At 60.3% G+C, this 13682-nt stretch carries 23 protein-coding genes; 15 read left to right on the top strand and 8 right to left on the bottom strand.

Features of this window, described 5'->3' with window-relative positions; translation table 11 throughout:
* Positions 1–115 precede the first annotated feature (115 nt).
* Together AB6N07_RS09860 and AB6N07_RS09855 are read right to left on the bottom strand one after the other, a co-directional pair.
* Positions 116–394 (bottom strand): hypothetical protein, encoded by a 279-nt coding sequence (locus tag AB6N07_RS09860; RefSeq protein WP_370677627.1) that lies wholly within the window; start codon positions 392–394, stop codon positions 116–118.
* 1 nt (position 395) lies between these two features.
* Positions 396–665 carry a hypothetical protein gene (locus AB6N07_RS09855; RefSeq protein WP_370677626.1) on the bottom strand — a complete coding sequence of 90 codons (270 nt, stop codon included), beginning with the start codon at positions 663–665 and terminating at the stop codon, positions 396–398.
* 1429 nt (positions 666–2094) lie between these two features.
* Between AB6N07_RS09855 and AB6N07_RS09850 the strand changes: the two genes are divergently transcribed.
* From AB6N07_RS09850 to AB6N07_RS09780, 15 genes are all read left to right on the top strand, one after another.
* Complete coding sequence (locus AB6N07_RS09850) at positions 2095–2277, top strand: hypothetical protein (protein WP_370677625.1); 183 nt, start codon at positions 2095–2097, stop codon at positions 2275–2277.
* 93 nt (positions 2278–2370) lie between these two features.
* Positions 2371–2538, top strand: coding sequence for a hypothetical protein (locus AB6N07_RS09845; RefSeq protein WP_370677624.1), 168 nt, complete (start codon positions 2371–2373; stop codon positions 2536–2538).
* Positions 2539–2641: 103 nt separating this feature from the next.
* Positions 2642–2893 carry a hypothetical protein gene (locus tag AB6N07_RS09840; RefSeq protein WP_370677623.1) on the top strand — a complete coding sequence of 84 codons (252 nt, stop codon included), beginning with the start codon at positions 2642–2644 and terminating at the stop codon, positions 2891–2893.
* Between the two features lie 89 nt (positions 2894–2982).
* Complete coding sequence (locus AB6N07_RS09835) at positions 2983–3210, top strand: hypothetical protein (RefSeq protein WP_370677622.1); 228 nt, start codon at positions 2983–2985, stop codon at positions 3208–3210.
* Positions 3211–3220: 10 nt separating this feature from the next.
* Positions 3221–3643, top strand: a complete 423-nt coding sequence (locus AB6N07_RS09830) for a hypothetical protein (protein WP_370677621.1) — start codon at positions 3221–3223, stop codon at positions 3641–3643.
* Between the two features lie 70 nt (positions 3644–3713).
* The gene (locus AB6N07_RS09825; protein WP_370677620.1) at positions 3714–3920 is read left to right on the top strand and encodes a hypothetical protein; all 207 of its coding nucleotides are present in this window, start codon (positions 3714–3716) and stop codon (positions 3918–3920) included.
* 94 nt (positions 3921–4014) lie between these two features.
* Positions 4015–4509, top strand: coding sequence for a hypothetical protein (locus tag AB6N07_RS09820; RefSeq protein WP_370677619.1), 495 nt, complete (start codon positions 4015–4017; stop codon positions 4507–4509).
* A gap of 4 nt (positions 4510–4513) precedes the next feature.
* Entirely contained in the window at positions 4514–4864 is a 351-nt protein-coding gene (locus AB6N07_RS09815) for a hypothetical protein (RefSeq protein WP_370677618.1), read from the top strand.
* A 5-nt stretch (positions 4865–4869) separates the two neighbouring features.
* Positions 4870–5073: a hypothetical protein gene (locus AB6N07_RS09810; RefSeq protein WP_370677617.1), complete on the top strand. Its 204-nt coding sequence runs from the start codon at positions 4870–4872 to the stop codon at positions 5071–5073.
* Positions 5070–5261 (top strand): hypothetical protein, encoded by a 192-nt coding sequence (locus tag AB6N07_RS09805; RefSeq protein ID WP_370677616.1) that lies wholly within the window; start codon positions 5070–5072, stop codon positions 5259–5261. The genes AB6N07_RS09810 and AB6N07_RS09805 overlap by 4 nt, the downstream gene beginning before the upstream one ends.
* Positions 5262–5264: 3 nt before the next feature.
* Entirely contained in the window at positions 5265–5444 is a 180-nt protein-coding gene (locus tag AB6N07_RS09800; protein WP_370677615.1) for a DpnD/PcfM family protein, read from the top strand.
* A 5-nt stretch (positions 5445–5449) separates the two neighbouring features.
* Positions 5450–5851: a hypothetical protein gene (locus AB6N07_RS09795; RefSeq protein ID WP_370677614.1), complete on the top strand. Its 402-nt coding sequence runs from the start codon at positions 5450–5452 to the stop codon at positions 5849–5851.
* Between the two features lie 275 nt (positions 5852–6126).
* A complete protein-coding gene (locus AB6N07_RS09790; RefSeq protein ID WP_370677613.1) occupies positions 6127–6360 on the top strand; it encodes a hypothetical protein in 234 nt (77 codons plus the stop codon).
* Positions 6361–6443: 83 nt separating this feature from the next.
* Positions 6444–6938, top strand: coding sequence for a hypothetical protein (locus tag AB6N07_RS09785; protein WP_370677612.1), 495 nt, complete (start codon positions 6444–6446; stop codon positions 6936–6938).
* Positions 6928–7416 (top strand): hypothetical protein, encoded by a 489-nt coding sequence (locus AB6N07_RS09780; RefSeq protein ID WP_370677611.1) that lies wholly within the window; start codon positions 6928–6930, stop codon positions 7414–7416. Before AB6N07_RS09785 ends, AB6N07_RS09780 begins: the two co-directional genes overlap by 11 nt.
* Before the next feature lie 378 nt (positions 7417–7794).
* Here AB6N07_RS09780 and AB6N07_RS09775 read toward each other — a convergent pair whose 3' ends face one another.
* From AB6N07_RS09775 to AB6N07_RS09750, 6 genes are read right to left on the bottom strand one after another with little or no spacing between them, the layout of a single operon-like run.
* On the bottom strand, positions 7795–8622 hold the full coding sequence (locus AB6N07_RS09775) for a hypothetical protein (protein ID WP_370677610.1): 828 nt from the start codon (positions 8620–8622) through the stop codon (positions 7795–7797).
* Positions 8623–8629: 7 nt separating this feature from the next.
* The gene (locus tag AB6N07_RS09770) at positions 8630–10006 is read right to left on the bottom strand and encodes a replicative DNA helicase (RefSeq protein WP_370677609.1); all 1377 of its coding nucleotides are present in this window, start codon (positions 10004–10006) and stop codon (positions 8630–8632) included.
* A complete protein-coding gene (locus AB6N07_RS09765; RefSeq protein WP_370677608.1) occupies positions 10003–11994 on the bottom strand; it encodes a DNA cytosine methyltransferase in 1992 nt (663 codons plus the stop codon). Before AB6N07_RS09765 ends, AB6N07_RS09770 begins: the two co-directional genes overlap by 4 nt.
* Positions 11987–12196, bottom strand: coding sequence for a hypothetical protein (locus AB6N07_RS09760; protein WP_370677607.1), 210 nt, complete (start codon positions 12194–12196; stop codon positions 11987–11989). The genes AB6N07_RS09765 and AB6N07_RS09760 overlap by 8 nt, the downstream gene beginning before the upstream one ends.
* Complete coding sequence (locus AB6N07_RS09755; RefSeq protein ID WP_370677606.1) at positions 12196–13392, bottom strand: hypothetical protein; 1197 nt, start codon at positions 13390–13392, stop codon at positions 12196–12198. The genes AB6N07_RS09760 and AB6N07_RS09755 overlap by 1 nt, the downstream gene beginning before the upstream one ends.
* A complete protein-coding gene (locus AB6N07_RS09750) occupies positions 13389–13664 on the bottom strand; it encodes a hypothetical protein (RefSeq protein WP_370677605.1) in 276 nt (91 codons plus the stop codon). Before AB6N07_RS09750 ends, AB6N07_RS09755 begins: the two co-directional genes overlap by 4 nt.
* Positions 13665–13682: the final 18 nt, after the last annotated feature.

Here is a 13682-nt window from a genome sequence, read left to right as displayed (position 1 = left end):
GAACTTACGGACCATCCGGGCACCACAACGCCGGCCTTCACGTAGTGGAATCAGGGTGCGTCTTCACCTGCCTCGGTTGACGTCTGCCGGCGTTATCAAGCCACCTCCGGCTGGGCTACCCGAACAAAGGCTTATCCTTGTCATCAACGGGATCGACATAGAGGACGCGCCGGCTCTTGAGATCGACAACCCGCGCCTTCTCCTGCTTCACGCGGAGGCCAAGATCATGCACCTCGGCATCGAAGCGGCGGCGGGCCGTCAGATGGCCAATCCCGACACCGGCAACAGATGCCAGCACCAGCGCCATGGGTGGGAATGAGTGAACGATGCTGGCCGCCGTGGATATCAGGACGAAACAGGAGATGGCGGCGCCAGCTACATGCCAGGTCTTCATGTCAGAGATCCACCACGGAGCCGTCGGCGAAGGTGATGCTCGCGACCTCGCGGAAATCGCCGTCGTGCGGGTGGATCATCTTGAACCGCGAGGATAGTGCGCCATCGATACCAACCTTCGATACGAAGATTTCAGCTTCGAGCGTTGGCGGCTGGCCAACGGCGAGAAGAAGGTTCGCACGGCGGATGCCTTGGATTGCAAATCCAGATGTTTCCTCAATGAACGATGGATGCCGCTGGCCTTCCGGCCAAGCAATTCGGACGGTGCGCATGGGCTTCGCTCCTTTGCAGGTTTTGGGCTGGTATTTGGCCCAGCATGAAGCCACGCCTACTGACCAGTTTCGCGTCCCCACGGCATCTAGGTTGGCGCCACTCTGCCGTCACGGCTGCGAGAATCTGCCGTCGCCGGCCGGGCCTCGGTCGCAGCACTGTACCCAAGATGCAGCCGGGAAAGCGCGTAAACCCTCCGAACCACCCGTAAGGGCCGGCCAGACGCTACATGGCCGCTTCGTCCGGTATCATGGCCGCATCATTCAATCAGCGAGGCCGGACTTGAAGCCGGCTGGCCCACGGACCAACACACTATCGTAGCTGTCGGGTGGCCGGGATGTGGGTCGCGCGCCCCACCGGTGCCGCGTTTGCTCTCCCTGCACGTCCAATCCGCGGTGCTCGCCGAGCTATTTCGATGCGGACCGGATCATCGCAAGCCCCGCGGCCGCTACTCGGATCTCCCGGCCATTTAACACCTCGCCGCATCGAATTCATCCTATGGTTGATGTATTGCCGTCTTTGGCACCACTACCTCAAATGACTACAACCACAGATCTAACCTAAATTGCCTCGGCCTCGTCTCGGGCCGCCTGCACCAGTCCGGCAACGCGCCCAACTGGCCATTGCCCCGGGCGAACGTCTCCATTCGGCCTTTCCAGCCGTGATGAAGGGTGCAAAGGCTCCAGAGGTTGGACCGCTCATGCACCAAATCCGGGCGATCCTGGACCGGCAGGATGTGGTCGACGACATCAACCAGCGTATCCCGGCCAATCTGCTCGCACGCCTCACAGAACGGATGCTGCCGGCGATATGCCCGCGAGATCCTGTCCCACTCCGCGTCGTATCCGCGATCTCTTGGTGATCCGCGTCCAAACAGGCTCTGTACGACCTTGCCTGCAGCCCGTGGAGGAGCCCAGGGCCGATACTTCGGCGGCCCGTCGGTTCCAGAGGCATTTTTGGACATTGACGTTTTCATGCCTGACGTCTGAGTCCCTGTCAAGCAATTCTCAGAAATGAAAATGAATATGACCAGCCGTAAGAATAGATGGTGCATATCGTCGCTCTTATGGACGAATCAAAAAGTCATTTGCTGCACCGTGAAAGAAATGAGGGCCGAAGCGGTCCCGTGTATCGCGCGCGCATTCGTTAAGCGCGGGGGGGCGGGGTCATACCTCACTGTGAAACACATGTTTCACGTCGTCGTCGACCTCTCGGCCCTCCTCGATGACTCTGCGAGGCGCGGCAAGCCTCAACACCTGGCCTCGATGGACTCTGCCCCTTCCTGCCGTTGCCTTGCGTCAATCGTGAGAATTCTTTGCGTATCTGCATTTTCATTCTTGAAAACGAAAATGGCGTGGCGTATATCGAGGTCATGGGTAGCCGTTGAGGCACCCGCCCCGCCCATCATGGGCAACCATTGAGGATGTCGAGATGTCCAACCTTTCACAGTCTGCCCGCCGCGCCGTCACGTCCGCCCTGATCGCTGCTGAAGCCTATGGCGATGTCGCAGCGGTCTCCCGTGAGATGGAAGGCGATCGCCGCGCCTTTGCCATGAAGTGGCTTGGCTCGTTCGCCGCTGGCACGTGGCAGGCCGAAGCGCTCGCCCGCGTCTGACGTTGCAGCTAGCGGGGCGGGAACAATCCCGCTGCCGCTGCCTCGAACGCCAGATCAACCCGCCCTGATGGGCAAGCACTGAGGCCCGCGACAATGACCTTCACCTCCCCGCTCGCTGCGACCAAGGCTTGGATCAAATTCCTTCGTGACTATTACGAGGGCTGCGAGAACAGCGTTTATCGCGTCGACGAGCCGGCGAGCGGCGGGTATCGCGTCGCAGTGCATAGCGCGACCACGGGCGCCTTTCTCACCTACGTCTGACCACTCGGCAAGGCGGCTTCCCGCAAGGGTGGTGAGCCTTCCCAAGGTGCCAGATACCGGCCCGATACCCCGCCCGCCGTGGGCAGTCTGAGAGGAACCGACCATGACCAAGCACCGCGACCTAACCGATGACGAAGTCGCCGCCCTGCAAGCCTTCGCAGCCGCGCACAAGCGAAAGGCCGATCGTTCGCGAGGCTGTGACAACTGGCGCGACGAATTGAGCATGATCTATTGGTACAACGCCCGCATCTGGATCGGCCCCGTCCCCGGTATGGGAACCCTGCTCCACGGGCTGCGTAACGAGTTCGGCCCCACTTGGCTGTACGACGAATGCAAACTCCCCAAATCGTCCTGACCTTCCGGCAAGGCGGGCGGCTGTTAGCCGCTGCGCCTTCCCTGAGTGTCAATCCCGCCCGCCATGGGCACTATCGAGGACATCCGGCCATGTTGCACTACATCGACGAAACCGCCGCCTACCGCACCCAAGTGCAAGCCACCTACCCGGACGCGAGACTTACCGTCCGCACGGCTCGCGGCATGCTCCAGGGCGGGTTTCTCATTCAGACCGAAGACGGCCACACCCTAGGCGCCGATACCGCCAGCGCCCGCAATGCGTGGATGGATGCCGCCATTCAGGTCTACCGGTCCCGCACAAACGCCCGTTTGAACTGAGGAACCTGCCATGAAAGTCTTTCTTCTCACCGCCGAGCACTTCTCAACCCCCGGCATCGTTATGGACGTCTACGCCAAGTTTGACCGGGCCGAAGATGAGGCAATCAAGCTCGTTAATATCATGCTCGACGACAGCGACAAGCCGCAGGACGCCGACACATCCAACTGGATGGCCAAGGTTGAGGCACTACAGGACGAACACGGCGCGGCTCATTGCTACGTCGAGATCTACGAGAAAGACCTGATCGACGAATGCGAGGAAGTGCCCGCCCCTGATGACGAGGCCTTCAGCCCCGAACAGACGGCGCGTGAATATGGCTGGCTGCCTGATCTGTCCAGCCCCACGCCCGGCGCGGTCTACAAGCGCGACCACGGCGAGACGTTCACCGCCGCCAGTTGGGCTGACGCATGCCACCTCGAATGTATTCGCTAACAGGTTGGCCGGCTACGGCCGGCCCCCTTCACCGCACGCCGGAGAGTCCGACGCGCTGCCAAGGGGGAAGATGATGATCAACAATGAGCTAGCTGAACTTGGCCGGCAGGCCATCGCGCAGCACACCGAAGCAGCCCGCATCGATGATGAGGGGTCGGCCGATATCGGCCTGTTTCACCTTCTCGTGTCGCTTATCGAATTCTGCGACGCCGAGCGCATCGACTTTGACGAGCAAGTGTCGGCCGTGCGCCAGCACTTCGTCGAGTTCGGCCACTGACGCCCCGGCAGGGCGGCCGGCTCCGGCCGGTGCGCCCTTCCCGAGCGCCAATGCTCAAACCCGCCCATCTGGGCAATTCTGAGGACTGAAGACCATGACCATCACCGCTGAAGACCTTGTCCGCCGGGAAGTGCACTACTGCATTTCGTTTCTGGTTTCGACGCTGGCCGGTGGCGACTATCCGCACGGTGCTGATGATCTAGGCGGGTTGATGGACGCCGCCGTTGAGCTTGTCTCCCCTATCCTCGACTACGAGGAAGCCGCCACGGAAGCCGGGTGGGAAGACGTCACCGACACCACCAAATTCCCGCCCAACAGCCAGTTTCGCGACTCCACCGACGGCCAAAGCTGGGCTTGCTCCGGCTGGCAGGAACTTTGCGAAGAATTCGACATCGAGCCGCACGAGTGGGAAGTTTTCGAGCATTGGATTGTGTCCGATTGGCTCGCCGATCGCCTCGCCGAGCATGGCGAGAAGGTCGACAAGGACTTTGCGGGGCTGACCGTCTGGGCTCGCACCTGCACCGGGCAGGGCGTCGCCTCCGATAGCGTGATCGAGAAGATCACCGCCGAACTCAACGCGGCACGGTGACGCCATGCCTCTTTTCCATTGGAACGACTGCCAAATAAACGCCAACTACGGCACCGGCAGCCTTATAGCCCATGGTCGAACGGTAAACGAAGCCCGCGACGCCATCCGGCGGACTGCCAAGACGGCAGAATACGGTTTCGGTCGGATCAAGGATCTTGCCGACACGATCAGCCAGCACGAAACAGCGCTCGCCGACCCTTCAACGTCCATCAGCTACCGCCAATGGATTGAAAGCGAGCTGCCAGACGAACGCCAAGAGTTGGCGGACGCGCTGGCAAAGCTCGAGGTCGACCTAGCCAAGGACCCACTAGTCATCCCGTACGGGGAAGCAATCGGCATCAACGGTTCGGAGTAAAAGCCATGACGCCCGCGGAATCCTGCCGGCTGTTCCTGTCGCTCGCCGCCGCTTGCCTTGCGCGCCGCGACCTCTCCAACGCCTTGGACGCGCTACGGCACGCCCTTGGCAGGGCCAACGCCTGCCACTCGGCACCGCATCGCCGGTTGATCCTGACAGCCATCAACCACACGCGCGCCGCCGCCAGGTCAGGAGGTGTCACGCCATGAGCTGGGCACTTCTCCTTATCCTCGCCGGCCATGTCTACGTGGTCGACCATGGGCTATCCGCCGAAGATTGCGGCGCCGCCCTCGAAACACCTGCTGCCGTTCGCGTGATCGTTGATCGCAACGGCGACGCCGTCCCCATGCCGGCGCCTTATGCGCTCCGGTGCGAACTCCAACTGATGGAGGAATAAACCATGGCAAAATTCACCATCACCCTGACAGAAACCGTAACTTATACGGTCGAGGTCGAAGCCGTCAGCCGTGATGAAGCCGGCGCGGATGCCTGCGAAATGTGGGCTCAGTCAGAAAACCCAACTGAAGATTTCAACGGGATAGGGAACGGTCTCATCGTGAAATCAGTGATGCAGAGGTAATAGCCATGTCGGCAATCACCATCCTTTCTGGCCCAGCCATTGAGCAGGCCATCAGCTCGCCCGCCGGGTTCCCCACCGTCGAAGTTGTCGAGCCGGTATGGCGCGAGGCCGGCGGCGAGAATAACCCGCGATGCGTGCTCAAGGGCATCTGGACCATCAACGGGCTTAGCCTGCACGTCGTCGCCCTGGAATGCCGCCTCATTCGTCCCGCCAGCCACGACAGCGAGACCCAAGAAGACGAAGTCCTTTCATGGGACGAGTTCGGCGGCATCGTTGATTTGTCGCCCGACGTCGAGGGCTACGACATCGGCTGGCTTTGGACCGCCCATGGCATGGAAGGCAACGCCGAGACCGCCATCATCGACGGCCGGCATTACCTGATCTTCGCCTCTCCCTTCTGCACCTAATCCACTTGCCCTCTTGCGATTGATCGCCCGCGCCCGGAGCCGCTTCAAGCGGTGGCCGGGCATAAGGGGGCATAGACGAGGACTTACCCGCCTTGGGCGCGGAGAGCGCGGGCGGAAAGGTCTCTGGATGAGGAGGAATATGGATGAAAGGGATATTGCCGGAGCTGTAGGACCGGCGTTTATCCTTTATATTCTTGGCTACGAATGCTCGTCACTGCCAGCCCGCGAAACCGGTGACGAGCGATCAACAAGACCACATCAAAGAGGAAACCACCATGTACATCACCAAGCACTATATCGCCGGCAACGTCGACCCCCGTTTCTCTCTCGGCAATAACGAGCGAGATGGCCACGCTGAGCTTTTTGAAGTCGAATTGCCTGATGGCTACACCGTCCGCGATACCATCCTCCGCGATCCGGACGGCTACGAGTGCGGCATCTACGTGGGTAAGGGCGGACGCCCGAAAATCAGCAGCAAGGCTGGGAGTTGCCCAGACGTTCAGTTGTGATTGACGGCCACGACTCTAGCCGGTGAATTTCATTTTGCTGCACGTGTGCAGCCCCGCCCGTGATGGGCAATGCAGGAGGATCCATGCCAAAACCTATGACCCCCGCGACGTTCTACGTCGCAAATACAATCCGCCATCAAAACATCCTGCGTGAAACTGTCGGATGGTTTGCTCAATGGGCGGCTCCTGGAATGCAGCCTAGATACATCATGGACGGAGCTACAGAGAAGATATTCCCAACGGAGGAAGAGGCGCTTCAGGCTGCGAGAGCTTGTCTTTTTGATGCACTAAACTCGCGGAAACGCAGCTCATGGAAAGCTGAGAGGGAATTTATGGGAGGAAACGAGCTCTCAAGGCTTTGCGGAGAGATTGGCATCGGCCCGGCCGACTTCGCACTGATCTTTGGTTCCCGCCATGATCGAGTCCTGGATATGTTCTCCGGATCTCGTGAACCGCCGTTCTCTGTTTGGTGGGCGCTGGAACTTTTCAAGACGCCATCGCTGCTCGACAAGGCGAAGAAGATCGCCCGCGAACATACCCGGGATCCACGCGACGAGGAGAACCACGATGTCGGTTGAGATCATCCTTCTGGGCGCCGCTAGCGCCATCCTCGCCCCCGCCATAGGTTGGGAGATCGCCAAGCGCTGGCCCCGTTCCCCGGCCAAGCGTGCAGCCTTCCTGCGCCAAGGGTTCATCAGCCGCCGGCGATCGGAAGGACTGCCGCTCGATAAGATCTTTTCGGAGATGAGCCGGTTTGAAACGCTTGCCCGGATCCGCCGCCGGGCCTCTGACCTGGCGCGGAAGGACGTCGACGCCACTGAGGAAGCTATTCGGGCCGTGGCCAAGGAAGAGCTGCTGAGCATGGCCGCCGCCGGCAACGTGGCCGAGGCGAAGGCAATGGCTAAGGCCGTCAACTCTCTGCGCCTGCAGGATCTCCTTGAGCCTGCCGTCTACGGCGCGTGGATCCACTATCGCCTATCCACGCTGCCAGACAACGTGCGCGGTGACCAGGAAGCAGTGGGGGACGCCATCAACGCCTACACCGGGCGGCTATAGTTCCGTGAGTTATTAATTGACATCACCGGTGATCGGCGGCTTTCGTCCTTGTGCGGCACATTGGCCCTGGGGGATGAAATGCGAAATATCTTGTTGGTAGTCACCGCCCTTGCACTTGCATCCTGCGGGACAGGAAACGGCTTGCTCCTATCCCAACAGGACGTTGGGGTGGTGACCGGCCCGGCCAGCTACCAGCAAACGGCATCCTGTTTATTCGAATATTTCCAGGGGCAATCTGCGCTTACCGATATCCGGAAAACAGATCTCGTCGCCCCGATGAGGTCGGTGATATCCCGCGAGCAGGGCGGCATAACGCTATGGACCATAATAGTCACGCCTGATGGATCTGGCAGCAAAGCGCGGATTACCCAGGCGAAATCAATCTTCGGTAACGGTGCCGGTGTCAGCGACAAGCGCGCCGCGGCTCAACGCTGCTCCAGTTGATCCGTTCACGAGAGCAGAGATCGCGTTGACCATGCGGTGGTAGGTGTCTCCCACAAGGTCGGCCCGGTGCCCGCCCTGGTAATAGGCCGCCGCGTGGGATGCCGCCCGCTTCAGGCGCCGCCCGAGCTCGTCGGTGACACCCCAGCCCTGCTTGTGCATCTCTTTGATGGTGATCCCGTGACCTGCCCATAGCACCAGCACCACCCATTCCTCTGGGTGCATGCCTTGCTCTATGCATCGTATGGTCTGGATTGCCTCGACCTGTGCCGTGTTCTGTGGTGATCGGCCGCCGTCGACATGGGGTTCAAGCGATTGGCTGCGGATTCCGCCCAGGGACAGTTGATAGTCATGTTCGAACCTCTGGCAGGCCTCGCCGAGTTCACGTTGCCACCCATAGCGCTTGACCATGAGGTTGAAGCGGCCGGAGATGCTATCGACCATCACCCTCTCACCGGAGAATGTCTGGGCCAACACCGGAGAGACTTTAAGGTTCGGCATATCGAGTTTGCGCCGGCGCTTCCTCTCCTTTGCCGCCAACTTCGCGGACTCCGCCTCCTCTTCGCGCTCTTTATCCCACCGATCGCTAACCTCTGGCCATGAGGCGGTTCTGCTATCAAGGATATTGAGGGCCTGCGCTTTAGCCAAGGCGGCGCGCTTTGTCACAAGAGCGTCCGCAACTATATCGACGTGTCCTTGGTGAGCGATCTCCTGTTCTCTGACTGCCATTTGTTCGTTATTCAGGTAGATGCGCTTCTTTTTCATGACAGCCTCACTTCTCGATTTCTCTGATGACGCTCAGACGGCCGTTGAATTCGAACTCGCGGATAATGCCATCTTGCCCGCGCCGGCGTTTCAATCCGCACATTTCCACCCGGCCTTTATGCCTGTTGTATTTTTCCCTCCACTTGGACCAATCGGCTTCAGATCCGTTGGTTGGCTCTCGGGTCTTCAACCAGCGGTCCCAGCGCCACATGCCGATTACCCAATCGGCATCCTGTTGAAGTGAACCGCCGCCCTCTGCATCTGTTAGCTGGAGAACAGGGCTATCACGACGCTGAGCTTGCTGGAGAACCTGTGAAAGCAGAACGAAAGTCACGCCTATATCTTTTCCAGCATCCTTCAACCCGCCTGTAATGATCGGGTATTTTTCAAACCGATCATGCATCTTTCCACGCACTTGAACTTTTCGCATATGGTCGATGAACATTGCATGGATACCATGCGAACGTTTGAGCGATCTTGCGCGAGAGATAATCTGGTCAATTGATTGGTTGGTACGATCATCAATGATTATTGGAAGATTGGCCATCGCCTTTACGGCAGCGTCTAGCCGTTCGGCAGCGAAGAAGTCGAAGGCACCCTCCTCAAGCTCTTCCGCTGACATGTCACTTTGTTGAGCCAGCTCTCGGCGGACCATATCGTCGCTGCCCATATCAAGCTGATCGAAAGCCACGGGGCCATAGAGCGCCGCGCGCTTCGCCAATTGGGCGGCAAGTATTGTCTTCCCGTCGCCTTGGGGGGCGATAATTGCCCCAAAATCTCCTTGGTGTATTCGCCCGATCACCTCATCCAGACTGGAGAGCCCTGTATCAAATCCAGGAACAACTCCACCATCGCGTGCGGCTTTACCAGATCGGGCTGCTTTGGCGGCGATCTCTCCTATCCATTGAACACGTTGCGCTTGGCTATTGGCCTCGATCGCCTCAAGACGCCCCTTCAGGTCGGTAATGAGATCGTCGGAGTTGACGCCGGCCTCGACGACTCTCTTCGTCGCCCACTCGACTTGCTCCTTGATCTGCCGCTTACGCCAGCCCTCGATTATGTCTTCAACGAAGGTCTGCCATACCCCGCCGCCTTCGCTGCGTTCCGCATCGTTCAGGAGCGCGCCGAGCAGCATGATGACGCTCTTGCCGTCGTCATACTCCTCGCCGATCAGCGCCACGAGCTTCTGCAAAGAAACCTTCTTGCCTTCGTCGCAAAGCTTCTTGATGGCGGAGAAGATCTTGGAGTGGATGGCGAAGGAGAAGTGCTCCGGCTTGAGCACGCTTTCCACGCTCCAATAGGCGCTATCGGAGAGGAGCAAGGCGCCCAGGACGGCCTTTTCTACGGTAGCGGATGGGGCAAGGGGGTTATGTGGCGCGTTCATTCTGCGGCCTCCAGGAAGAGCGGCATATCTTCTGATTGCCACTTGCGGGGAGCCTGGACGTCGCGCGGTCGGAAATTCGCAGCGACCAACGCAGCAGCCTCCGGCGGGCAGACGCTGTTGCCGCACATATAGCCCTGCTGCTCCAAGGTAAACCGTATGACGTGGCCTAGATCGTCGATGCCATGGTCGATGATGTAGTCGCGCCGGAAACCTTGAGCGTTGAAGCGCTCGCGCGGGGTTAACATGCGCAGGCCGATATCGACCAGCACGCAGGTCACGCCCTCCACCAAGAGAGTGACGAACTCGCCGCCATCCCAGCAGCCATGTGAGCGCAGAAACTCGGCGACCTGACGCGCCCGGGTGTAGTGCTCGGGAGAGAACGGCGGCGCGGCGGCCAGAACCTCGGCAAGACCGAAGCGGGGCTTGGCCGTCTCCGTGCGGCCTGGCTCATCAACGGAGGCCCCGTCATCGTCAGTGCCGTAGTAGACCGTCATCAGCGGCATGCCGATCAGGGCGTCGTGATTGCCTTTGGCCGACCCAGTGCGCGCGGGCTCATCAGCGCCGCTATCCCGGCGAGAGGAGCCACGTAGCGTCATCATCGACGCAGCAACCAAGGTCTGCTGCGAACCGGTGGTGGTGATCGTCGACAGGGGCTCTCTGGTGGGGCGCGAACAGGTGCCCTGGCGAGGCCCATCGTTCTGTTGCGCGATATAGGTGGCAACGAGCTGCGACTTCCCATCGCCGCCGGCCAACAGCGTCCCGCTTGGCGCGCCAGCGTCGTTGGACACCGAGTTACCGAACCGGCGCGCAATGTGCGCCATGATCAGTTGGTGCTGGTCCTTTGGGCTGGCCGTGATGGTTTGGCCCGGCGCATTGGCTGGCCGGTCATTACCGCCGTGCTGCGCATAGGCGATCAGCGGCGCCACCATGCCGAGCGGAGCAGCGCCGCCGCCGTGGTGCTCGCTTGAATGCGCCGTGATAGTGTGCAGCGGTTCCTCCATCGAATGACCGACGGAGTTGCTGCGGAACTTGGTGATGAAGGGCGTGACAATCGCATCGTCTCGCACGCCGGTCATTGCCGACAGGGGTGCGTCTATCGGCCGATCGCGGGCGTCGTCGCGTCGCGTGGTGCTGTGGCTGACCTTCACCATGAACGGCCGGGGCACGCCAAGCACCCGTCGTTTCACGCCCTTGGCAATGCGCGCCATGGTGTTGACGGCGAGCGGCCGCTTGGCGCGAATGCCGTACTTCGCCTTGATCTCTACCGACGTCTCGAAGATCGACGGGCAAGGTAGGCTGAAGTCTAGGCCTTCCGCGACGGTCACCCATTCACGCAACTCGCCGGCCGCGATCCGCGCCGCGTCGATCGGGTCGTTTGGGTTGCCGTGCGAGGGCTCCGGCCAGACGATCGGTTCGCCGTCGCGGCGCATGATCATGTACAGACGGTTGCGGATCGTGCCGGCGCCGGATTTCCATGCCCGCCGCTGACGCCATTCGATGTTTTTATATCCCAGCGCCCGCCACGCGGCGACGAACTGCTTGAAGGTTTCACCCTTGCGCGCCGGGTCGCGCTTGCCGTTGGGCAGCAGCGGCCCCCACTGCTCGTATTCCTCGACGTTTTCCAGGAATACGACGCGCGGACGCTGCCACATCGGCAGTGCTTTCACCCAGCCGACAATGGCCCATCCGATGCCGCGCGTTGTCCGGTCGGCGTCCCGCAGCGGCGCCGAGCCCTTGGCCTTGGAATGGTCGGTGCAGTCCGGCGACATCCAAAGCATGCCGATTGGCTGGCCATCGCAGAGACCGACGGCGTCAACCACCGCCACATCCTGAATAAGATGGTGAGTGCCGGGGTGATTGACGCGATGCATGGCGAGCGCCGCCGCGTCGTGGTTGACGGCGATGTCCGGATCCCGGCCAAGCGCGATCTTGATGCCTTCCGAGGCGCCGCCACCACCGGCGAAGCTGTCGATGATGAGTTCACGCATTGGCTTGGATCTCCTCGATACCGACGACGACTTGCTGTGCCGTCTGTGCCATGGCCACCACCCGGAACTCCCGGAACTGCCCGTCTTTTTCGAGAGAGATCTTCTCACCGAGGCCGGGGATGAAGATCAGCGCCTTGGCCAGATAGTCGACGCCGTCCAGACGGAACAGCACGTTGCGATATGCGCCACGCATCAGGTGCATCAGAGCAATCCTTTCAATGCCTTGAGAATGGTATTTCCGTCGCCGTGGATCGGCTGGTCGTTGATGACGGTCTTGATGCCCATGGCGCCGGTACGCGCTGCGCCAGTCTTGGCGGCCTTCAATCCCGGCGGTTCATCCACGTCTTCTGGATAGGCCTTCTTTTGATTAAAGGCCTTCGCTTCTTGTGAGCCGGCATTCTTGTCTTTGCCGCCTTTTTTAAATCGGCCAAGATCCCCGTCGGGGAAATAGTCGATGCGGTTGACGAAGATGGGGGGGTCGAAGCCGATTATTCCTGATGTCGAGAGCATGGCCCACATCGGATAGGCAAAGCCGTGGAGCACCCAAGTCGACAGCGCGGACTCCACGCCCTCAATGGCCCCGATGCGCGGCCCATCTCCGCCGATCCTGACAGCGCCGCCGCCGGCCGGTCCAAAGCCGAGCTTGGGTTCTGGCACAGCATCAGATTTGTCAGGCTTCACGTGGTCGAGATAGATCTTCCAGATCGCGATGACGGCACCAAAGGCATCGCGCACCGCCATTACAACGGCGGGGTGGCGGCCGAAGCCTTCGCGCTGGAGATCGTAATCAAGCGATGGGTGAAAGCGAATATCGTTTACAGGCGACCATGGCCACTCGCTGACTGGGGGGAGCCCACGCGCGACGACAAGATAGGATTCACCATGGCTGCCAAGAAGGGGAAGGCAGTTATCGAAGATGTCCAATGCGGTTCCCGAGCGCCAAGCGTCATACCGAGCCTTCTCCTTCGCAGCCGCTGCCTGCTTCCGCTCGCTGTCTTCCCGCTCTTTTTGCTGCCTGCGCTCGCGGGTAGCCTTCTCGTCTGGGGTCTCTTCTGGCCTGTCCGATCGGATGCCGAGGAATTCCCGGGCATAGCCGTATGCATCAGCCCAATCGGCCTTGCTTGTCGGGAGGTCACCATTGCGTTCCGCGTAAAAAATCAGGGCGAGTAGATGGCCGCCTTTATGTTGCGAGTGGCGATACCACTGTCCTTTATGTTGGCCGACGAGATCGACTTGAAAGCTGGAGGAAATAATCTTTCCCTTTTGCTTCGGGGTGAGCAGGGCCTTGGTCTTGTTCGGGTTGGTCATCCAGCCGGGGAAATACCTCGTGAGCAGCCCCTCAATGTTCTGCTCAAGCCCCCTCTGAATTTCCGCCTTGTCGTCCCGATACCTGCTCATTTTTGCCCACGCTCATACTTCTTGATGTCTTCGATCAGATTCTCGTTGCGCTTACGGAGGCCATAGATCTCCTGCTTGAGCTCGATATTCTGGAGTTCCATTTCCTCCAGCCATCGCTCGGCGGCGGCGAGGCGAACCGCGTCTTCAGGCTTGATATGCAACCAACACTCATCCGGCGTGTGCCGAGTTAAGTCTTTGTGCTGCTTAACCAAATGCAGTAGAGACGCGCGAACAACCGTAGGGGTGAGCCCTTCCCGAGGGTCCTTGGCCATTACCGGTTGCTCGGCTTG

Origin of the sequence: Pleomorphomonas sp. PLEO (assembly GCF_041320595.1) — a bacterium.
Lineage (GTDB): Bacteria > Pseudomonadota > Alphaproteobacteria > Rhizobiales > Pleomorphomonadaceae > Pleomorphomonas.
The sequence above is the reverse complement of the archived record's forward strand: the minus strand, read 5'-3'. Positions and strand labels throughout refer to the sequence as shown.

Coding starts and splice junctions, on each gene's coding strand:
- AB6N07_RS09860 (WP_370677627.1), bottom strand. CDS start 394: ATGAAGACCTGGCATGTAGCTGGCGCCGCCATCTCCTGTTTCGTCCTG.
- AB6N07_RS09855 (WP_370677626.1), bottom strand. CDS start 665: ATGCGCACCGTCCGAATTGCTTGGCCGGAAGGCCAGCGGCATCCATCG.
- AB6N07_RS09850 (WP_370677625.1), top strand. CDS start 2,095: ATGTCCAACCTTTCACAGTCTGCCCGCCGCGCCGTCACGTCCGCCCTG.
- AB6N07_RS09845 (WP_370677624.1), top strand. CDS start 2,371: ATGACCTTCACCTCCCCGCTCGCTGCGACCAAGGCTTGGATCAAATTC.
- AB6N07_RS09840 (WP_370677623.1), top strand. CDS start 2,642: ATGACCAAGCACCGCGACCTAACCGATGACGAAGTCGCCGCCCTGCAA.
- AB6N07_RS09835 (WP_370677622.1), top strand. CDS start 2,983: ATGTTGCACTACATCGACGAAACCGCCGCCTACCGCACCCAAGTGCAA.
- AB6N07_RS09830 (WP_370677621.1), top strand. CDS start 3,221: ATGAAAGTCTTTCTTCTCACCGCCGAGCACTTCTCAACCCCCGGCATC.
- AB6N07_RS09825 (WP_370677620.1), top strand. CDS start 3,714: ATGATGATCAACAATGAGCTAGCTGAACTTGGCCGGCAGGCCATCGCG.
- AB6N07_RS09820 (WP_370677619.1), top strand. CDS start 4,015: ATGACCATCACCGCTGAAGACCTTGTCCGCCGGGAAGTGCACTACTGC.
- AB6N07_RS09815 (WP_370677618.1), top strand. CDS start 4,514: ATGCCTCTTTTCCATTGGAACGACTGCCAAATAAACGCCAACTACGGC.
- AB6N07_RS09810 (WP_370677617.1), top strand. CDS start 4,870: ATGACGCCCGCGGAATCCTGCCGGCTGTTCCTGTCGCTCGCCGCCGCT.
- AB6N07_RS09805 (WP_370677616.1), top strand. CDS start 5,070: ATGAGCTGGGCACTTCTCCTTATCCTCGCCGGCCATGTCTACGTGGTC.
- AB6N07_RS09800 (WP_370677615.1), top strand. CDS start 5,265: ATGGCAAAATTCACCATCACCCTGACAGAAACCGTAACTTATACGGTC.
- AB6N07_RS09795 (WP_370677614.1), top strand. CDS start 5,450: ATGTCGGCAATCACCATCCTTTCTGGCCCAGCCATTGAGCAGGCCATC.
- AB6N07_RS09790 (WP_370677613.1), top strand. CDS start 6,127: ATGTACATCACCAAGCACTATATCGCCGGCAACGTCGACCCCCGTTTC.
- AB6N07_RS09785 (WP_370677612.1), top strand. CDS start 6,444: ATGCCAAAACCTATGACCCCCGCGACGTTCTACGTCGCAAATACAATC.
- AB6N07_RS09780 (WP_370677611.1), top strand. CDS start 6,928: ATGTCGGTTGAGATCATCCTTCTGGGCGCCGCTAGCGCCATCCTCGCC.
- AB6N07_RS09775 (WP_370677610.1), bottom strand. CDS start 8,622: ATGAAAAAGAAGCGCATCTACCTGAATAACGAACAAATGGCAGTCAGA.
- AB6N07_RS09770 (WP_370677609.1), bottom strand. CDS start 10,006: ATGAACGCGCCACATAACCCCCTTGCCCCATCCGCTACCGTAGAAAAG.
- AB6N07_RS09765 (WP_370677608.1), bottom strand. CDS start 11,994: ATGCGTGAACTCATCATCGACAGCTTCGCCGGTGGTGGCGGCGCCTCG.
- AB6N07_RS09760 (WP_370677607.1), bottom strand. CDS start 12,196: ATGCACCTGATGCGTGGCGCATATCGCAACGTGCTGTTCCGTCTGGAC.
- AB6N07_RS09755 (WP_370677606.1), bottom strand. CDS start 13,392: ATGAGCAGGTATCGGGACGACAAGGCGGAAATTCAGAGGGGGCTTGAG.
- AB6N07_RS09750 (WP_370677605.1), bottom strand. CDS start 13,664: ATGGCCAAGGACCCTCGGGAAGGGCTCACCCCTACGGTTGTTCGCGCG.